This is a genomic window from Nocardia rosealba (genome assembly GCF_020216065.1).
Classification (GTDB): Bacteria; Actinomycetota; Actinomycetes; order Mycobacteriales; family Mycobacteriaceae; genus Nocardia; species Nocardia rosealba.
In genome coordinates, this window is record NZ_JAIWNA010000008.1 from 291,855 (window position 1) to 310,837 (window position 18,983).

19 protein-coding genes and 1 rRNA gene are annotated in these 18,983 nt (G+C 66.4%); all 20 read left to right on the top strand.

Features of this window, described 5'->3' with window-relative positions:
• The first annotated feature begins 6 nt into the window (after positions 1 to 6).
• Entirely contained in the window at positions 7 to 933 is a 927-nt protein-coding gene (thrB, locus tag LDL21_RS25900; RefSeq protein ID WP_225282128.1) for a homoserine kinase, read from the top strand.
• A gap of 264 nt (positions 934 to 1,197) precedes the next feature.
• Complete coding sequence (gene rho / locus LDL21_RS25905) at positions 1,198 to 3,327, top strand: transcription termination factor Rho (RefSeq protein ID WP_225282117.1); 2,130 nt, start codon at positions 1,198 to 1,200, stop codon at positions 3,325 to 3,327.
• Positions 3,328 to 3,535: 208 nt separating this feature from the next.
• Positions 3,536 to 3,769, top strand: a complete 234-nt coding sequence (gene rpmE / locus LDL21_RS25910; RefSeq protein ID WP_067490466.1) for a 50S ribosomal protein L31 — start codon at positions 3,536 to 3,538, stop codon at positions 3,767 to 3,769.
• Between the two features lie 95 nt (positions 3,770 to 3,864).
• On the top strand, positions 3,865 to 4,935 hold the full coding sequence (gene prfA / locus LDL21_RS25915) for a peptide chain release factor 1 (RefSeq protein WP_181697479.1): 1,071 nt from the start codon (positions 3,865 to 3,867) through the stop codon (positions 4,933 to 4,935).
• A gap of 80 nt (positions 4,936 to 5,015) precedes the next feature.
• Positions 5,016 to 5,897: a peptide chain release factor N(5)-glutamine methyltransferase gene (gene prmC / locus LDL21_RS25920; protein ID WP_225282118.1), complete on the top strand. Its 882-nt coding sequence runs from the start codon at positions 5,016 to 5,018 to the stop codon at positions 5,895 to 5,897.
• Positions 5,898 to 6,087: 190 nt separating this feature from the next.
• Positions 6,088 to 6,753, top strand: coding sequence for an L-threonylcarbamoyladenylate synthase (locus LDL21_RS25925; RefSeq protein WP_181697478.1), 666 nt, complete (start codon positions 6,088 to 6,090; stop codon positions 6,751 to 6,753).
• Between the two features lie 13 nt (positions 6,754 to 6,766).
• Positions 6,767 to 7,897: an MraY family glycosyltransferase gene (locus LDL21_RS25930; RefSeq protein ID WP_067641551.1), complete on the top strand. Its 1,131-nt coding sequence runs from the start codon at positions 6,767 to 6,769 to the stop codon at positions 7,895 to 7,897.
• A 28-nt stretch (positions 7,898 to 7,925) separates the two neighbouring features.
• On the top strand, positions 7,926 to 8,384 hold the full coding sequence (locus tag LDL21_RS25935; protein ID WP_067490655.1) for a Cg1360 family ATP-synthase-associated protein: 459 nt from the start codon (positions 7,926 to 7,928) through the stop codon (positions 8,382 to 8,384).
• A 308-nt stretch (positions 8,385 to 8,692) separates the two neighbouring features.
• Positions 8,693 to 9,526 carry a F0F1 ATP synthase subunit A gene (atpB, locus tag LDL21_RS25940; protein WP_225282119.1) on the top strand — a complete coding sequence of 278 codons (834 nt, stop codon included), beginning with the start codon at positions 8,693 to 8,695 and terminating at the stop codon, positions 9,524 to 9,526.
• Positions 9,527 to 9,608: 82 nt separating this feature from the next.
• Complete coding sequence (locus LDL21_RS25945) at positions 9,609 to 9,857, top strand: ATP synthase F0 subunit C (RefSeq protein WP_067490449.1); 249 nt, start codon at positions 9,609 to 9,611, stop codon at positions 9,855 to 9,857.
• Between the two features lie 5 nt (positions 9,858 to 9,862).
• Positions 9,863 to 10,420, top strand: coding sequence for a F0F1 ATP synthase subunit B (locus tag LDL21_RS25950; protein WP_067490448.1), 558 nt, complete (start codon positions 9,863 to 9,865; stop codon positions 10,418 to 10,420).
• Between the two features lie 19 nt (positions 10,421 to 10,439).
• Positions 10,440 to 11,252, top strand: coding sequence for a F0F1 ATP synthase subunit delta (locus tag LDL21_RS25955; RefSeq protein ID WP_067490446.1), 813 nt, complete (start codon positions 10,440 to 10,442; stop codon positions 11,250 to 11,252).
• Between the two features lie 69 nt (positions 11,253 to 11,321).
• Positions 11,322 to 12,962 (top strand): F0F1 ATP synthase subunit alpha, encoded by a 1,641-nt coding sequence (atpA, locus tag LDL21_RS25960; RefSeq protein ID WP_181697475.1) that lies wholly within the window; start codon positions 11,322 to 11,324, stop codon positions 12,960 to 12,962.
• A gap of 59 nt (positions 12,963 to 13,021) precedes the next feature.
• The gene (locus tag LDL21_RS25965) at positions 13,022 to 13,990 is read left to right on the top strand and encodes a F0F1 ATP synthase subunit gamma (protein WP_067490441.1); all 969 of its coding nucleotides are present in this window, start codon (positions 13,022 to 13,024) and stop codon (positions 13,988 to 13,990) included.
• Between the two features lie 24 nt (positions 13,991 to 14,014).
• A complete protein-coding gene (atpD, locus tag LDL21_RS25970) occupies positions 14,015 to 15,463 on the top strand; it encodes a F0F1 ATP synthase subunit beta (protein WP_067490436.1) in 1,449 nt (482 codons plus the stop codon).
• A 30-nt stretch (positions 15,464 to 15,493) separates the two neighbouring features.
• The gene (locus tag LDL21_RS25975; protein ID WP_370465737.1) at positions 15,494 to 15,862 is read left to right on the top strand and encodes a F0F1 ATP synthase subunit epsilon; all 369 of its coding nucleotides are present in this window, start codon (positions 15,494 to 15,496) and stop codon (positions 15,860 to 15,862) included.
• Between the two features lie 179 nt (positions 15,863 to 16,041).
• On the top strand, positions 16,042 to 16,464 hold the full coding sequence (locus LDL21_RS25980) for a DUF2550 domain-containing protein (protein ID WP_067490432.1): 423 nt from the start codon (positions 16,042 to 16,044) through the stop codon (positions 16,462 to 16,464).
• 1 nt (position 16,465) lies between these two features.
• Positions 16,466 to 17,062, top strand: coding sequence for a cob(I)yrinic acid a,c-diamide adenosyltransferase (locus tag LDL21_RS25985; protein ID WP_181697474.1), 597 nt, complete (start codon positions 16,466 to 16,468; stop codon positions 17,060 to 17,062).
• Positions 17,063 to 17,158: 96 nt separating this feature from the next.
• On the top strand, positions 17,159 to 18,439 hold the full coding sequence (gene murA / locus LDL21_RS25990) for a UDP-N-acetylglucosamine 1-carboxyvinyltransferase (RefSeq protein ID WP_067490426.1): 1,281 nt from the start codon (positions 17,159 to 17,161) through the stop codon (positions 18,437 to 18,439).
• 435 nt (positions 18,440 to 18,874) lie between these two features.
• Positions 18,875 to 18,983, top strand: a 16S ribosomal RNA gene (locus tag LDL21_RS25995); the annotation flags it as partial.

Below are 18,983 nucleotides of genomic sequence, written 5' to 3' on the forward strand. Positions count from 1 at the left end.
ACGCTGATGACAGCGACCCTGCCCGCCGGTCTCGAAGTGACCGTGCGCGTCCCGGCCTCCACCGCCAACCTCGGACCCGGATTCGATTGTCTCGGAATGGCGTTGGGCATCTACGACGAAATCGTCGTGCGCACCACCGAATCCGGTCTCGCGATCCGGGTCGAGGGTGAGGGCGCCGACGATGTGCCGTGGGGACCGACCCATCTGGTTGTCCGCGCCATCGAGCGCGGCCTGGAATCGCTCGGTGTCTGGGCCGACGGCCTCGATGTCGTGTGCCGCAACGTGATTCCGCATTCACGCGGTCTCGGTTCCAGCGCGTCGGCCGTGGTCGGTGGCCTGGCCGCCGGTGCCGGGCTGGCCGCGAAGTTCGATCCGGCGCTGCAACTCGACGGTGACCGCCTGGTGCAGCTGGCCTCGGAGTTCGAGGGTCATCCCGACAACGCCGCGGCCAGCGTGCTCGGCGGAGTCGTCGTCTCGTGGACCGAGACCGACGACGAGCAGGTCCGCGCCTACCGGGCCGTGCGCTTGGATCCAGCGCGGGCGCTGCGTCCGGTGGTGCTGATTCCGCAGGAGCGTTCGTCCACGGCGCACACACGCGGGCTGCTGCCCGAGCAGGTGCCCCACGGCGACGCGGCGTTCAACGTGAGCCGGGCGGCCCTGGCCGTCGTCGCGCTGACCGAGCGTCCCGACCTGCTGATGCCCGCCACCGCCGACCGGTTGCACCAGACCCAGCGTGCCCCCGCGCTACCGCTCACCACCGCCTGGATCGAGCGGCTGCGCGACGCCGGAATCGCCGCGACGGTCTCGGGCGCGGGCCCGACGATCCTCGCGCTTGCGACCACGGAATTCCCCGCTGACCTGCGCGAACTGGCCGAGAAAGACGGTTTGCGCGTGGTCGAGCCCGGTATCGCCGACGGGGTGTCGATCGACTGACGGCGTGCCTGCCTTGCCGTTGTTCGTGATAGGCGGCTATTCTGGGCTGGTCCGTACATCGTGCGCATCAGACGCCGGTGCTTCATCAGGGCAATCGCTCCCCTCACCACTTTCTTCTGGTGGCGAAGCCTCCGGTCCGGCGGGGCGGGTAGTACGGCACAAGCGTCCTGTGGGACGCATAATCCGAGCTCGGCATATGTTGCCGGGTCTGCGGAACGAACCCTCGACTCAGCACACGGCATTCGAGGGAAGGAAAGGATTTCCGTGACAGAAACGGACCTGCTCGCGACACCCGGGGTGGATACCGACCCGACGAATTCGGGCGGCCGCGAAAGTGAATCCGGACAGATTTCGAAACAGAGCGAACACACCGACGTCGCACGATCGGGGCTGACTGGAATGCTGTTGCCGCAGTTGCGTGCGCTCGCTGGGGAACTCGGTATCCGAGGCACCTCCGGTATGCGCAAGGGCGATCTCATCGCCGCAATCAAAGAAAACCAGGCCGGAGCGCCTGCCAAGGGTGCCAAGCCTGCCGAAGCCGCCGCCGTGACGGCCGACGCGCCTGCCACCAGCGACGCTCCCGCCAAGCGGGAACGGCCCGCCAAGGCCGAGAAGCCCGCCGCCGAAGCCAAGGCGCCGGAGGCGAAGACGGCCGAGGTGAAGCCGGTCGAGACCAAGGCCGCCGAGACCAAGCCGACCGAGACCGAGACCGCTGCGACCAAGCCGGTCGAGGCCAAGACCGAAGCGCCCGCCGAGGCGGGCGAGGAGTCGGGTCGCGAGAGCGGTCAGCGTGGCCGTGGCAGGCAGCGTCGCGGTCGTGACCAGGCCCGTTCCGGTGGCGGCGAGAACGCCCCCGCCGAGAATCGCACCGAGACTCGCGCCGAGGAGCCCAAGCAGGCCGAGGGTGGCGAGCAGGGCGAGCGTCGTCGCGAGCGCAACGACCGCAATGCCGGTGGCGAGCGCAACGACCGCAATGCCGGTGGCGAGCGCAACGACCGCAATGCCGGTGGCGAGCGTAATCAGAACGACCGCAACCAGAACGAGCGCGGCGAGCGCAACCAGAACCAGAACGGCAACGCGGGCGGCAATCGTGGCCCGCGCGACGACCGTGATCGTGGTGGCGACGACGAGGAAGGCGGCCGCGGTCGCCGGGGCCGTCGCTTCCGTGAGCGTCGTCGTGGGCGTGACCGCGACGGTGGCACGGGTTCCGGTGGCGGCGAGGCCCGCGATTTCGAGATCCGCGAGGACGACGTCCTGCAGCCCGTCGCGGGCATCCTCGACGTGCTCGACAACTACGCCTTCGTGCGGACCTCCGGCTACCTGGCCGGTCCCAACGACGTGTACGTGTCGATGAACCTGGTCCGCAAGAACGGTCTGCGCCGCGGTGACGCCATCACCGGTGCGGTCCGCGCACCGCGCGACGGCGAGCAGAGCAACCAGCGCCAGAAGTTCGACCCGCTGGTGCGCCTGGACACGGTCAACGGTGGCGAGGTGGAGGCGGCCAAGCGTCGTCCCGACTTCCAGAAGCTCACCCCGCTGTACCCGAACCAGCGACTGCGCCTCGAGACCACGCCCAACAAGCTGAGCACCCGCGTGATCGACCTGATCATGCCGATCGGCAAGGGCCAGCGCGCGCTGATCGTCTCCCCGCCCAAGGCCGGTAAGACGACCGTGGTGCAGGACATCGCCAACGCGATCGCGACCAACAACCCCGAGTGCTACCTCATGGTCGTGCTGGTCGACGAGCGTCCCGAAGAGGTCACCGACATGCAGCGTTCGGTGAAGGGTGAGGTCATCGCCTCCACCTTCGACCGGCCGCCGGCCGATCACACCTCCGTCGCCGAACTCGCCATCGAGCGGGCCAAGCGACTGGTGGAAATGGGCAAAGACGTTGTGGTGCTGCTCGACTCGATCACCCGATTGGGCCGCGCGTACAACAACTCCTCGCCCGCCTCGGGCCGCATCCTCTCCGGTGGTGTCGACTCGACCGCGCTGTACCCGCCCAAGCGGTTCCTCGGCGCGGCGCGCAACATCGAGAACGGTGGCTCGCTCACGATCATCGCCACGGCGCTGGTCGAGACCGGTTCCACCGGCGACACGGTGATCTTCGAGGAGTTCAAGGGCACGGGTAACGCCGAGCTCAAGCTCGACCGCAAGATCGCCGAGCGCCGCGTGTTCCCCGCGGTCGACGTGAACCTGTCGAGTACCCGCAAGGACGAACTGCTGATGTCCCCGGACGAGGCCGCGGTGCTGCACAAGCTGCGCCGAGTGCTCTCGGGCCTGGATTCGCATCAGGCGATCGACCTGCTCATCGACCGGTTGAAGAAGTCGAAGAACAACCTCGAGTTCCTGATGTCGGTCTCCAAGACCGCACCGGGCGCACTCGACGAGTGACAGAACGAAAGGGCTCCGCTTCGGCGGGGCCCTTTCGGTTTGCCGGGAACATCCGAAGGGTAGGGGGTGTTCTCATGAGGGCGGCCGGGTCTGGCATACTGGACCGCTGTGTGTCTGCGAGCTCGCAGACATCCCGCCTAGTCGGTTCCGGTTCACGTACTCCACTCCATGGGGCTACGACCCGGCGACCATTATCGAGAGGACGCCCATGAAGGCAGGAATCCACCCCACGTATGTCGACACCACCGTCGTGTGTGGTTGCGGCAACACCTTCCAGACTCGCTCCACCAAGGAGTCCGGCCAGATCACGGTCGAGGTCTGCTCGCAGTGCCACCCGTTCTACACGGGCAAGCAGAAGATCCTCGACACCGGCGGCCGCGTGGCTCGCTTCGAGGCTCGCTACGGCAAGCGCGCAGGCAAGAAGGCCGACGCCGAAAGCTAGTTGCCTCCCCCGACGCCCGGTTCTGCATCTTGCAGGCCGGGCGTCGGTGGTTTCTCTACCCGAGCCGTCGCCCCGCACACCGAAGGAATCCTCCCGTGACGCAACCGTCCGCAATCGACGACATCCTCGCCGAGTACCAGGGCCTGGAGACGCAGCTGGCCGATCCGTCGCTGCACAACGACGCGGGCGCGGCACGCCGGGTGGGCAAGCGGTTCGCCGAGCTGGCGCCGGTGATGAGCACCTATCGCAAGCTCGAAGCGGTGCGCGACGACCTCGAGGCCGCCCGTGAGCTGGCCGCCGACGACGCCACCTTCGCCGCCGAGGTGCCCGGGCTGGAAGCCCAGCTGGCCGAACTCGAGCAGGCCCTCGCCGATCTGCTCGCCCCACGCGACCCGCACGACGGCGACGACGTGGTGCTCGAGGTGAAGTCCGGCGAGGGTGGCGAGGAATCGGCGCTGTTCGCCGCCGACCTGGCGCGCATGTACATCCGCTATGCCGAACGCCACGGGTGGAAGGTGGAGACGCTCGACGTCACCTACTCCGACCTGGGCGGATACAAGGACGCGACGCTGTCGATCAAGAGCAAGGACGCCGCGCGCGACGGGGTGTGGTCGCGCTTCAAGTTCGAGGGCGGCGTGCACCGCGTGCAGCGCGTGCCGGTGACCGAGTCGCAGGGCCGCATCCACACCTCGGCCGCGGGCGTGCTGATCTACCCGGAGCCCGACGAGGTGGAGCAGGTGCAGATCGACGAGACCGACCTGCGCATCGACGTGTACCGGTCCTCCGGCAAGGGCGGTCAGGGCGTCAACACCACCGACTCCGCGGTCCGCATCACCCACCTGCCCTCGGGCATCGTGGTGACCTGCCAGAACGAACGTTCGCAGCTGCAGAACAAGGCCCGTGCCATGCAGGTCCTCGCCGCCCGGTTGCAGGCGCTGGCCGAGGAGCAGGCCGAGCAGGAGGCGGCGGCGGGGCGTGCCAGCCAGATCCGCACCGTCGACCGCTCCGAGCGCATCCGTACCTACAACTTCCCGGAGAACCGGATCGCCGATCACCGCATCGGGTTCAAGGCGCACAACCTCGACGCCGTCCTCGACGGTGACATGGACGCGCTGCTGGACGCGCTCGGCAAAGCCGAGCGCGAGGCCCGGATGGCTGCCGAGTAAGGGCGTGAACGACCCGTGCCGCACGGCCTACGCGATCTCGCGCACCTTCGGAGGTCGTGGTGACATTGCCGGATGAGCCCGTGACCGCGCGAATCCCGTTGCGGCCCTTGATCGTCAGGGCCGGCGCGCGCCTCGAAGAGGCCGGAGTCGGCTCGCCGATGTTCGACGCGGAGAACCTCGCCGCGCACGCGCTCGGTGTGGAGCGGATGCGCCTTGCGTTGATCCCGATGGTCGACACCGACACCGCCGCGCGCATCGAGGCGCTGATCGACCAGCGTGCGGCGCGAATCCCGTTGCAGCACTTGACCGGAACCGCGCCGCTGGGTGCCGTCGACCTCGCCGTCGGGCCCGGCGTGTTCGTGCCGCGTCCGGAAACCGAGCTGCTGCTCGCCTGGGCGCTCGGCTACCTCGAGGCACAGCCGCTCGCGCACGCACCGATCGTCGTCGACCTGTGCACCGGCTCGGGCGCGCTGGCACTCGCCATCGCGCACGCCCGGCCGGACGCCGATGTGCACGCCGTCGAACTCGATCCCGACGCGTTGCGCTGGGCCCGCCGTAACGCCGATACGCGCATCGCCGCGGGTGACACCCCCATCACCCTGTACTCCGGTGACGTCACCGACCCGTTCGTGGTCGAACACCTCACCGCCCGTGCCGACCTGGTCGTCGCCAACCCGCCCTACATCCCGCAGGACGCGGTCCTCGACCCCGAGGTCGCCGACCACGACCCCCACCGCGCCCTGTTCGGCGGTCCCGACGGTCTCGACGTCATCCGTGGCATGGTCCCCACGATCGCCCGCCTACTGCGCCCCAGCGGCGCCACCGCCGTCGAACACGACGACACCAACGGCGGGGGAGTGGCGGCACTGCTGTCGGCCGCCGACCTCACCGACGTCGCCGAACACACCGACCTGTCCGACAAGCCGCGCTTCGTCACCGCGCGCCGCCCCTCGAACACCTGAGCGCGGAAGCGTCACGCAGGTAGACAGGCTGCGCTGTGTCCGCCGGACATGACCGCGCTCCATCGGGCAATCACCTGGCTAACACCGGGATGAGCGCCCCAAAGTCCCTCGGCTCTCGCCCCTCGAACCGGGGGCTACACTCTTGCCCGCAGCTAAAGACCGGGAAAGTACGCGGAGGAGGCGGACAGCTTTGAGTACTGTCTACGACTGTGCCGATGAGGCGTCTCGAGACGCGGGGATCACCGCGGCCACCAGTGCGTTGAAGTCGGGTCGCCTCGTCGTGATGCCAACCGACACCCTCTACGGCATCGCCGCCGACGCGTTCGATTCGTCCGCCGTCGCCGACCTGCTGGCCGCCAAGCGGCGCGGTCGCGATATGCCGGTCCCGGTGCTCGTCGGTTCGTGGCACACCATCGACGGACTCGTGTTCTCGGTTCGTCCGCAGGCACGTGACCTGATCCGTGCGTTCTGGCCCGGTGCGCTGAGTCTTGTTGTGCAGGCGGCACCTTCGCTGGCCTGGGATCTCGGTGACACGCGCGGCACGGTGATGCTGCGGATGCCGCTGCACCCGGTGGCGCTGGAGCTGCTGCGCGCGGTCGGCCCGCTCGCGGTGTCGAGTGCCAATGTGTCGGGGCAGCCGCCCGCCACCACCGTCGAACAGGCTCGTGAACAACTCGGTTCGCTGGCTAGCGTGTACCTCGACGGCGGCCCGGCCGAGCACGCCGTCGCCTCAACGATCGTCGACCTCACCGCGGACCAACCTCGGGTGTTGCGGGAGGGTGCGGTGCCGGTGGCCGATATCGCCGAGGTGCTCGGGATGGCGCCCGAGGCCCTGACCAGCTCCGCCAACCGGTGATCGCCTGCCTGCGATGAGCTCAGTCGTTCCCCTGCGTGAGCTCCTGCTCGTGCTGCTCGTCTCGGCAACGGTGACCTTCCTGGCCACCGGCGGTGTCCGGGTGCTCGCCATCGGTTTCGGCGCCGTGGCGATTCCACGTGAACGCGATGTGCACGTCAAACCGATTCCCCGGATGGGCGGCGTCGGTATGTATGTCGGCGTCGTGGCCGCGATCTTGTTCGCACATCAGTTGCCCGCGCTGCGCCGTGGCTTCGATTACGCGCCCGATATTCCCGCCGTGCTCGTCGCCGCGACGATCATCGTGCTCGTCGGCATTGTCGACGACCGCTGGGGGCTGGACGCACTGACCAAATTCGCCGGACAGGTCACCGCGGCCGGTGTGATGGCCGTGATGGGCCTGAGCTGGTACGTGATCTACGACCCGTTCAACGACACGACCGTGGTGCTCGACGCACTGCAGGGCGGCCTGGTGACGGTCGGCATCACCGTCACGCTCGTCAACGCGATGAACTTCGTCGACGGATTGGACGGCCTGGCCGCCGGCCTCGGTTTGATCTGCGCGGTGGCTGTTTTCGCGTTCTCCGTGGGTTTGCTCTACGACCAGGGCGGCTCGGTCGACACCTATCCACCCGCTTTGCTGGCCGCCGCGCTGGCCGGTGCGTGCCTCGGATTTCTGCCGCACAATTTCTCCCCGGCCCGAATCTTCATGGGCGATACGGGGTCGATGATGATCGGTTTGATGCTGGCAGCTGTTTCCACCGGCGCGTCGGGCCGAATTCCGCTGCAGGGCTATGGCCCGCGCGACATTGTGGGTTTGCTCTCGCCGCTGTTGCTGGTGGGCGCGGTGATGTTCATTCCGGTGCTCGATCTGTTGCTGGCGATCGTGCGCCGTGTGCGCGCGGGCGTGAGTTTTTCCACACCGGACAAAATGCACCTGCATCACCGATTGCTGCAGATCGGGCATTCCCAGCGCCGCGTGGTGTTGCTCATCTATTTATGGGTCGGCGTGCTCGCCTTCGGCGCGGTGGGAACTTCGCTGATGGACCGGCGGCTTGTGGTGTTGCTGGTGGCGGGCGGATTGGTGTTCGCGCTGGTGGTGACGGTGATCCCCTCGATGCGCCGCACGGAGTCGGCCCAGCATTGACTTCAGTCCGCAAGGTAAAGTGCGGGCCGTGAGCTTTACACCCGAAACCGTGCCAGGCCCCGACGCCCCGCTGCGTGCCGCGCTGCGCTACGGCCTGATCGGCCTCGGCGTGCTCGTGGTCGCGTCGGTGGTGATCGCCTCCCTCCTCGCCGGGATGCCCGGTCTGTGGGGCGCGCTGCTCGGCGCCGCGATCGGTGGCGGATTCATCCTCACCACCGTGGTGTCGGTGCTGCTTGGTGCCAAGCTGCCGCCCACGATGGCGGGCATGGTCATGCTGGTCAGCTGGGTCGCCAAGCTGCTTGTGGTGCTGATCGTCGTCGGTGTGCTCAACCAGTTCGACTTCTACAGCAGGCCCGCGCTGTTCTTCACCGTGGTAGGAGCCCTGCTGATCGTGCTCGGTGCCGAAACCTACGGCGTTGTGCGACACAAGGTCCCGTACGTCACGACACGCGCGGGAGACAGCGAAACGGCTTCCGAGCAGGAATAATCCCACCCAGCTACGCACTGTCGTAGATAGCTTGGTAAAGTGTTGGTAAGCAAGCACCCAAGCTAGGGGCGCGGTCCGGGGATTCGGGCTATGCCTCGGGTTACCAAGGGGGGATCACCGAGATCCCACCCGGGGCCGCTATGCTTACTGCCGATCCGGGTGGAATGTGCCCGGTTGAAGCATGTCGACGATGTCGCCGACGCCCGTACAGAAGCTAATACAGGTATCCCTCGTATCAGCGGCTGTCGAATTTCGAGCCGACAAAAGTCGACCCCCATTGATCGTCAATGTCCGATCGAACCGCGGGAATGACAGTCGTACCCGCGGCCCGAACACGGGAGAGAACGCTGAGCGTCATCACTTTGGCGGCGGGCGAGTTCCACGCGCCATCGCTGTCCGACTTCTTCCCTCCAGCGGTGCTGTTCGAGGGTACGCCGTTCGAACTCGATCGCCTGATGCTGGTCCGGCTGTTGATGACCGCCGTTCTGGTGGCCGTCTTCGTGCTGGCTTTCCGCTCGCCGAAGATCGTGCCGCGCGGCCTGCAGAATGTGATGGAAGCCGGTGTGGTTTTCGTCAAGGAGCAGATCGCCGACGAGGTACTCGGCAAAGAATCCGGCAAGAAGTTCCTCCCGCTGCTCGCGACGATCTTCTTCACGGTTCTCTTTCTGAACTTCTCCGGTGTGATTCCCGGGTTGAACATCTCGTCGAACGCGCGCATCGGCATGCCGCTGGTCCTCGCCGCGATCGTCTACATCGTCTACAACTACGTGGGCATCAGGAAGTACGGGTTCTTCTCCTACATCCGCCACAGCATCGTCGTCCCCGACGTGCCGATCGCGCTGCACGTGCTGCTGATTCCGATCGAGTTCATCTCGACCTTCATCCTGCGCCCGTTCACGCTGACCGTCCGTCTCATGGCCAACATGCTGGCCGGCCACATCATGCTGGTGCTGTTCTTCAGCGCCACCTGGTTCTTCCTGTTCGACGCGACCGCGTGGATGAAGGTCTTCTCGCCCTTCTCGCTGCTGGCTGCCATCGGCTTCACTCTGTTCGAGCTGCTGGTGATCTTCCTGCAGGCCTACGTCTTCGCGCTGCTGGCCGCCGTGTACATCGGGCAGTCGCAGCACGCCGCCGACCACTAGACCCGACCGAACCACCTACATACCGCCAAACCTGCTGCACACGCCGACCGGCGGGTGAGCAACAGAAAGGGAAAGAAGACTCATGAGCCTCGCTTACCTGGCCCAGGAAGCCGCGAACACCGAAAGCTCCTTCAAGGGCTTCGGAGCCATCGGCTACGGCCTCGCTGCGATCGGCCCCGGCATCGGCGTCGGCATCGTCGTCGGTAAGGCCATCGAGGGCATCGCGCGTCAGCCCGAGCTGTCCGGCCAGATCCGCACCACCATGTTCCTCGGTATCGCGTTCACCGAAGCCCTGGCGCTGATCGGCCTCGTCGCCGGCTTCATCTTCTGATTCCGATGCGCGAAATCATGATGCTCGCCGCCGAAGGGGGAGAGGATGTGAATCCTCTCGTCCCCGCAACGTACGACATCGTCTGGTCGATCGTCTGTGTCATCGTCATCGGTCTGTTGTTCTGGAAGTACGTGATCCCACGTGTGACCAAGACCCTCGAAGAGCGCACCGACAAGATCGAAGGCGGTATCGCCAGGGCCGAAGCAGCCCAGGCGGAGGCACAGCAGACGCTGCAGCAGTACCAGCAGCAGTTGGCCGACGCCCGGCTCGAGGCCGCACGTATCCGTGAGGATGCGCGCACCCAGGGGCAGCAGATCCTCGCGCAGATGCGCCAGGACGCCCAGGCCGAAAGCGACCGCATCGTCGCCGCCGGTCACTCCCAGCTGGAAGCCCAGCGCCAGCAGATCCTGACGGAGCTGCGTTCCGAGGTCGGCCGTACGGCCGTCGAGCTGGCCGAGAAGATCATCGGTCAGTCGGTTTCGGACGAAGCCAAGCAGGCGGCGTCGATCGACAAGTTCCTCAAGGAACTCGACGACACCGACGCCATCGGGGTCGGAAGGTAGCGACGCGAAAGTGAGAAGCATGTACGCAGCGAGCCGCGAGGCCAGTGCCCGGTCTCGCGAGGCGCTTCGGGCCGCGTTGACCGGAAGCGAAACTGTCGCGGCCACAACGGGGTCGGAACTGTTCGCCGTTGTCGCCGTGCTGGACGACCAGCGTTCGCTGCGTGTGGCGCTCGCGGACGCCTCGGTGCCGGGTTCGGCGCGCGCTGAACTCAGCGAGCGGATCTTCGGCGGCAAGGTCAGCGCTGCCACGCAGGCAGTGCTGACCACCGCCGTGGCGCAGAACTGGTCCCGCACCCGCGACCTGGTCGACACTCTGGAGCTGCTCGGGCAGGAGGCTCTGCTCGAGTCCGCCGCCGACGGCGGTCGGCTCGACGCGGTGGAAGACGAGCTGTTCCGGCTCGGCCGGATCATCGCCGACAACCCGCAGCTGGAGCAGGCACTGTCCGATCACGGCAAGCCCGCCTCGGCGCGGCGTGAGCTGATCGAGCGGCTGCTCAACGGTAAGGCCGAGCCGGTCACCGTTGCGCTGGCCGAGCAGGCCGTCGTCCGGTTGCGGACCAACAACATCGGCGTCGCCTTCGACGCCCTGTCCGATCTGGCGGCGGCCCGTCGTGACCAGATCGTCGCCCATGTGCACGCCGCGGTCACGCTGACCGATCAGCAGAAGGAGAAGCTGGCGGCTTCCCTGCAGCGGATCTACGGCAAGGCGGTCACCGTGCACGTGCAGGTCGACCCGACGCTGCTGAGCGGCGTCGTCGTGCGCGTCGGAGACGACGTCATCGACGGCAGCGCCACCGGCCGACTGGAGAAGCTGCGCCGCGCGATGTCCTGACCAGGACGCCACCTTCGCAGTTCTTCTTCAACCCCCGACATTCGAGACCACAGCGAGAGCAGGAACAACATGGCGGAGCTGACGATCTCCTCCGACGAGATCCGTAGCGCGATCGAGAGCTACACCCAGAGCTACACCCCGGAAACCTCCATCGAAGAAGTCGGCCTCGTGACCGACACCGGCGACGGCATCGCGCACGTCAGCGGTCTGCCGTCGGCGATGGCCAACGAGCTGCTCGAGTTCCCGGGCGGCGTCCTCGGCGTCGCGCTGAACCTCGAGGACACCGAGATCGGTGCCGTCATCCTCGGCGAGTACGCCTCGCTCGAGGAGGGCCAGCAGGTCCGCCGCACCGGCGACGTGCTGTCGGTTCCCGTCGGTGACAAGTTCCTCGGTCGCGTCGTCAACCCGCTCGGCCAGCCGATCGACGGCCTGGGCGAGATCGAAGCCGACGACCGCCGCGTGCTGGAGCTGCAGGCCGCGACCGTGCTGGAGCGTCAGCCGGTCGAGGAGCCGCTGGCCACCGGTATCACCGCGATCGACGCGCTGACCGCCATCGGTCGCGGCCAGCGTCAGCTGATCATCGGCGACCGCAAGACCGGCAAGACCGCCGTCGCCGTCGACGCGATCCTGAACCAGAAGGCGAACTGGGAGTCGGGCGACCCGACCAAGCAGGTCCGCTGCATCTACGTCGCGATCGGCCAGAAGGGCTCCACCATCGCGGGCGTCAAGACCGCGCTCGAGGAGCACGGCGCGATGGAGTACACCACCATCGTCGCGGCCCCGGCCTCCGACTCCGCCGGCTTCAAGTGGCTGGCTCCGTACACCGGTTCGGCCATCGGCCAGCACTGGATGTACCAGGGCAAGCACGTCCTCATCGTGTTCGACGACCTGACCAAGCAGGCCGAGGCCTACCGCGCCATCTCGCTGCTGCTGCGTCGTCCGCCGGGTCGCGAGGCGTACCCCGGTGACGTCTTCTACCTGCACTCCCGTCTGCTGGAGCGTTGCGCGAAGCTGTCCGACGAGATGGGTGGCGGCTCGATGACCGGTCTGCCGATCATCGAGACCAAGGCCAACGACGTCTCGGCGTTCATCCCGACCAACGTCATCTCCATCACCGACGGCCAGGTCTTCCTCGAGTCCGACCTGTTCAACAAGGGTGTCCGCCCGGCGATCAACGTCGGTACCTCGGTCTCCCGTGTCGGTGGCGCCGCCCAGACCAAGGCCATGAAGAAGGTCGCCGGTTCGCTGCGTCTGGAAATGGCCCAGTACCGCGAGCTGGAGGCGTTCTCCGCCTTCGCCTCCGACCTGGACGCCGCTTCGCTGGCCCAGCTCGAGCGTGGTGCCCGCTGGGTGGAGCTGCTCAAGCAGAACCAGTACTCCCCGGTCGCCGTCGAGGATCAGGTCATCTCGATCTACCTGGTCGACGCCGGCTACTACGACTCGGTTCCGGTCGCCGACGTGCGTCGCTTCACCACCGAGCTGCTCGAGCACCTGCACAGCGTGACCCAGTCGTCGTTCGACGCGCTGGAGGGTGGCAAGAAGCCGCTCGACGGCGAGGCCGCCGAGGCGATCAAGTCCGAGACCGACAAGTTCAAGCAGGGCTTCCTTGCTTCGGACGGCAGCCGCGTCGTGAACGAGGCCGCCGCGGGCGACCTGGACCACGAAGAGGTCGAGTCGCTGTCGGTCACCCGCAAGCACGTCGACAAGTAAGCCGGGTCAGCACTGATGTCGGCAACTATCGATACGGCGAATGAAGGGAGTGAATCGTAGTGGCAAGTTTGCGCGAATTGCGCTCCCGCATTCGTGGTGTGAATTCGATCAAGAAGATCACCAAGGCTCAGGAACTCATCGCGACCTCGCGAATTTCCAAGGCCCAGGCACGGGTCGCGGCCGCCAAGCCGTACGCCGAGGAGATCACCAAGGTCCTCGGTGAGCTGGCCAGCGCCTCGAAGAATCTGTCGCACCCGCTGCTGACCGAGCGTCCCAATGCCCGGCGGGCCGCTGTCCTGGTGATCACCAGCGACAGCGGTATGTGTGGTGGCTACAACTCCAACGTGCTCAAGCGCGCCGAGGAGCTCATGACCACCCTGCGTGGCGAGGGCAAGGAACCGGTGCTGTACGTGATGGGCAACAAGGGCCTCACGTACTACAAGTTCCGCAACCGCCCGTTCCAGGCGTCGTGGACCGGTTTCTCGCAGCAGCCGAAGTACACCGATGCGTCGGCCGCCTGCCAGCACCTGGTCGAGGCCTTCATGGCCGGCTCCGACGGTGAGGTTCCGGCGCTCAGCGGCGGGACCATGGCGGGTGTCGACGAGCTGCACATCGTGTACACCAAGTTCGTCTCGATGCTGACCCAGACTCCGGAGGTGCGCCGCCTGGCGCCGATCCAGGTCAGCTTCGTCGACGAGAACTACGAGCTCGGCGACGACATCATGTCGGACTCGCCGAACGTGGTTGTCTCGGCGCAGTACGAGTTCGAGCCGGACGCCGACGTGCTGCTGGGTGCTCTGCTGCCCAAGTACGTCAACACGCGAATCTACGCATCGTTGCTCGAGGCAGCGGCATCCGAGTCCGCGGCTCGGCGCACCGCAATGAAGGCGGCGACCGACAACGCCAACGAGCTGGCCAGTGTGCTCCAGCGCGAGGCGAACTCGGTGCGTCAGGCCCAGATCACGCAGGAAATCAGCGAAATCGTCGGCGGCGTGAACGCGCTGGCGTCGAGCTCGGACCGCGACTAGAAGCGCAGGAAGAGAACCAATCTAATGACCGCAGCTGTCACTCAGGACAACGCGAAGAAGGCGGGCGAAACCGCCGGCCGCGTCGTCCGTGTCATCGGCCCCGTCGTGGACGTCGAGTTCCCGCGTGGCGCCATTCCCGAGCTGTTCAACGCTCTGAACACCGACATCAAGCTCGCGTCGGTGGCCAAGACCCTCACCCTCGAGGTCGCCCAGCACCTCGGCGACAACATCGTGCGCACCATCTCGATGCAGCCGACCGACGGCCTGGTCCGTGGCGCGAGCGTCACCGACTCGGGCAAGCCGATCTCGGTGCCCGTCGGCGACATCGTCAAGGGCCACGTGTTCAACGCCCTCGGCGACTGCCTCGACTCGCCCGGCCTCGGCCGCGACGGCGAGCAGTGGGGCATCCACCGCAAGCCCCCGAGCTTCGATCAGCTCGAGGGTAAGACCGAGATGCTCGAGACCGGTGTGAAGGTCATCGACCTGCTCACCCCGTACGTCAAGGGCGGCAAGATCGGTCTGTTCGGTGGTGCCGGTGTCGGCAAGACCGTTCTGATCCAGGAGATGATCACCCGTATCGCTCGCGAGTTCTCCGGCACCTCGGTGTTCGCGGGCGTCGGTGAGCGTACCCGTGAGGGCACCGACCTCCACCTGGAAATGGAAGAGATGGGCGTCCTCCAGGACACCGCCCTCGTCTTCGGCCAGATGGACGAGCCGCCGGGCACGCGTATGCGCGTGGCCCTGTCCGCGCTGACCATGGCGGAGTACTTCCGCGATGTCCAGCACCAGGACGTGCTGCTCTTCATCGACAACATCTTCCGTTTCACCCAGGCCGGTTCCGAGGTCTCGACCCTGCTGGGTCGTATGCCTTCGGCCGTGGGTTACCAGCCGACGCTGGCGGACGAGATGGGTGAGCTCCAGGAGCGCATCACCTCGACCCGTGGTCGCTCGATCACCTCGCTGCAGGCGATCTACGTCCCCGCCGACGACTACACCGACCCGGCGCCCGCGACCACCTTCGCCCACCTCGACGCGACGACCGAGCTTTCGCGCCCGATCTCGCAGAAGGGCATCTACCCGGCCGTCGACCCGCTGACCTCGACCTCTCGTATCCTCGAGGCTTCGATCGTCGGCGAGCGCCACTTCCGGGTCGCCAACGAGGTCAAGCGGATCCTGCAGAAGTACAAGGAGCTGCAGGACATCATCGCCATCCTCGGTATGGACGAGCTCTCCGAAGAGGACAAGGTCCTCGTCGGCCGTGCCCGTCGTCTGGAGAAGTTCCTCGGCCAGAACTTCATCGTGGCCGAGAAGTTCACCGGTCAGCCGGGCTCGGTCGTGCCGCTGGAGCAGACCATCGACGACTTCGACCGGGTCTGCAAGGGCGAGTTCGACCACTTCCCGGAGCAGGCGTTCAACTCCTGCGGTGGACTCGACGACGTCGAGGCCGCTGCGAAGAAGATCGCCGGAAAGTAGTCAACGATGGCAGAGTCCACTTCCAGGACGATGACGGTTGATCTCGTGGCTGTCGAACGTAAGCTCTGGTCCGGCCAGGCTTCGTTCGTCAGCGCGCAGACCACCGAGGGCCAGATCGGCATCATGGCAGGCCATGAGCCGCTGCTCGGTCAGCTCGTCGAGGGCGGCACGGTGACCATCGTGCCGACCGAGGGTGAGCGGATCGTCGCCGCGGTGCACGGCGGCTTCTTCTCGGTGACCGCCGATACCGTTCGCGTGCTGGCCGAGTCGGCCGATCTCGCGGGCGAGGTCGATGTCGACGCGGCACGCAAGGTGCTCGCCGACGCGGATGCCGACGAGGCGCAGCTGCGCGCGGCGCAGGGTCAGGTCCGCGCCGTCGAGGCGACCACGGCGTCCTGATCGCTGTACAGCGACACGAATACTGCCGGCGGTGAACTCCTGGAGTTCACCGCCGGCAGTGTTATATCCGGCGGATGGCGGATCCGGGCGGAACCGTTTCGGGCGCCCGTGATTGAATATGACAGGGGTGTCCACGGCACCCGAGTGGAGCGAAAGGGCGTACGGCATTGCAAACCGGGATGGTTCTCCTGATCATTCTGGTGCTGACGCTCGTGTTCATCGCAGGCGCTTCCACCTATCGGCTGGTCATGCTGCGTCGTGGTGGGACGGCCGCGCTGCTGCGGGTACTGCCCGCGCGCGGCGGCCAGGGCTGGCGGCACGGCCTCATCCGCTACGACGAGGACCGGCTCGTCTTCTTCAAACTCACCAGCCTCAAATTCGGCCCGGACAGCACGATTCACCGTCAGGGCCTCGAAATCGTCGAACGCAGGCATCCCCAGGGCGACGAGTTCGACATCATGACCGACGACATCGTCGTGGTAGCCGTCACCGACCCGCACGCCAGCTTCGAATTGGCACTCGACCGCGGATCGATGGCGGCTTTTCTGTCGTGGATGGAGTCGCGGCCGTCGGACCGTGCCAAGCGAAAGGGCCCGATCTGAGATGCCGGACGACTCGCAGCCACGATCGTCGGTCCACCTCACCCGGATCTACACCCGAACCGGTGACGACGGAACAACGGGCCTGAGCGATTTCTCCCGCGTCGCCAAGACCGACGCGCGCCTGGTCGCCTACGCCGATTGCGACGAGGCCAATGCCGCGCTCGGTGTCGCGGTTGCCCTCGGTACGCCGGCGCCCGAGATCCTGTCGGTGCTGCGCCAGATCCAGAACGACCTTTTCGACGCGGGCGCGGATCTGTCGACCCCGATAGTGGCCGACCCGAAGTACCCGCCGCTGCGCATCACCCAGTCCTATATCGACCGGCTCGAGGCGTGGTGCGACGAGTTCAACGAGTCTCTCGCGCCCCTGAATTCGTTCATCCTGCCCGGCGGCACGCCGTTGGCCGCGCTGTTGCACACCGCACGTACGGTTGCCCGCCGCGCCGAACGATCGGCCTGGGCCGCGGTCGCCGCGTACCCCGACGACACGAGCGTGCTGCCCGCGAAATACCTCAATCGTCTGTCGGACCTGCTGTTCATCCTCAGCCGCTACACCAATCCCGAAGGTGACGTGCTGTGGCAACCGGGCGGTGGACGCTAGCGCGAAAGCGGCTCGGCGGTCACGAGTTCCGGCCCGATCGAGCCGGTTTGGTGACAGGGGGGCGTGTCGTGGCGCATCGGTCGATAAGCTGGCGGGGTGAGCGAACGGTTTCTGGTCTCCGGCGGTAATCAGCTCGTCGGCGAGGTCGCGGTCGGCGGCGCGAAGAACAGCGTGCTGAAGCTGATGGCCGCGTCGTTGCTGGCCGAAGGCACAACCACCATCACCAACTGTCCCGACATCCTCGATGTCCCGCTGATGGCGGAGGTGCTGCGCGGCCTCGGCTGTGATGTGACGATCTCCGACGACGAGAGCGGTGACCGATCGGTCGTGACGATCGTGACCCCGGCGGAGCCCAAGTACCACGCGGACTTCCCGGCGGTCACCCAGTTCCGCGCCTCGGTGTGTGTGCTGGGTCCGTTGATGGCCCGCTGTAAGCGCGCGGTTGTTGCCCTACCCGGTGGTGACGCCATCGGTTCGCGTCCGCTCGATATGCACCAGGCCGGTCTGCGTCTGCTGGGCGCGACCAGCGAGATCGAGCACGGATGTGTGGTCGCCAAGGCCGAGGAGCTGCAGGGCGCGCGGATCCGGCTCGACTTCCCGTCGGTGGGCGCCACCGAGAACATCCTGATGGCGGCGGTGCTCGCCGAGGGCGAGACGGTCATCGACAACGCCGCACGCGAGCCCGACATCGTCGACCTGTGCACCATGCTCACGCAGATGGGTGCGCGGATCGACGGTGCCGGTTCCTCGGTGCTCACCGTGCAGGGCGTCAAGAGCCTTCGTCCAACCACGCACCGGGTGATCGGTGACCGCATCGTCGCCGCCACCTGGGGGATCGCGGCCGCGATGACCACCGGTGATGTGCGCGTCACCGGGGTGAACCCGAAGCACCTGGCCTTGGTGCTGGACAAGCTACGTTCCGCCGGTGCGCGAATCTCCTACGAGCCCAACGGTTTCCGGGTGGTGCAGCCGGAGCGCCCGCGTGCGGTGAACTTCGCGACGCTCCCGTTCCCGGGTTTCCCGACCGATCTGCAGCCGATGGCCATCGGCCTGGCCGCCATCGCCGACGGCACCTCGATGATCACCGAGAACGTCTTCGAGGCCCGTTTCCGTTTCGTGGAGGAGATGATCCGCCTCGGCGCCGACGCCCGCACCGACGGTCACCACGCCGTGGTCCGCGGCATCCCGCGCCTGTCCAGCGCCCCGGTGTGGTCTTCCGACATCCGCGCCGGCGCCGGCCTGGTACTGGCCGGTCTGGTCGCCGACGGCGTCACCGAAGTACACGACGTGTTCCACATCGACCGTGGTTACCCCAAGTTCGTCGAGCAGATGCAAGCCCTCGGTGGACAGGTCGAGCGCGTCGGTACGCCGAAATAGCCTGCTGACCAGCCGATTTGACTTCGTGTTTGGCGGCACGTAACTTAGTTCGAGTCAGAGCGACACGGACACCGACTCAGCCCCGCTGAGGCACGAGGTAGTACGATGAGCGCCTGACTGATTGCGTGTTCAGGGCTTGACCGGATTTGCGTCCGGTGGGTTGCTTGGACTACAGTACGAACCCTTGCCGCACCGAAACCTCGACTGATCGTCGGGTCGGAAGTGTGTGCGTGTGTTCTTTGAGAACTCAATAGTGTGTCGATGAATGTCAGTGCCAATATTTTTATTGGTTCCAGCCTTCGCGTACCCCCCGGTCGTGGGAGGTTGGACATTTTTGAACAACAGCGAATCTTATTTGCTGGTGTTCGCTTTGCTAGATTTTTCGGACTCTAGTTAGATATTTCTGATTCGCCCTTTGGGGTGTTTCGAGAGTCTTCAACGGAGAGTTTGATTCTGGCTCAGGACGAACGCTAGCGGCGTGCTTAACACATGCAAGTCGAGCGGTAAGGCCCTTCGGGGTACACGAGCGGCGAACGGGTGAGTA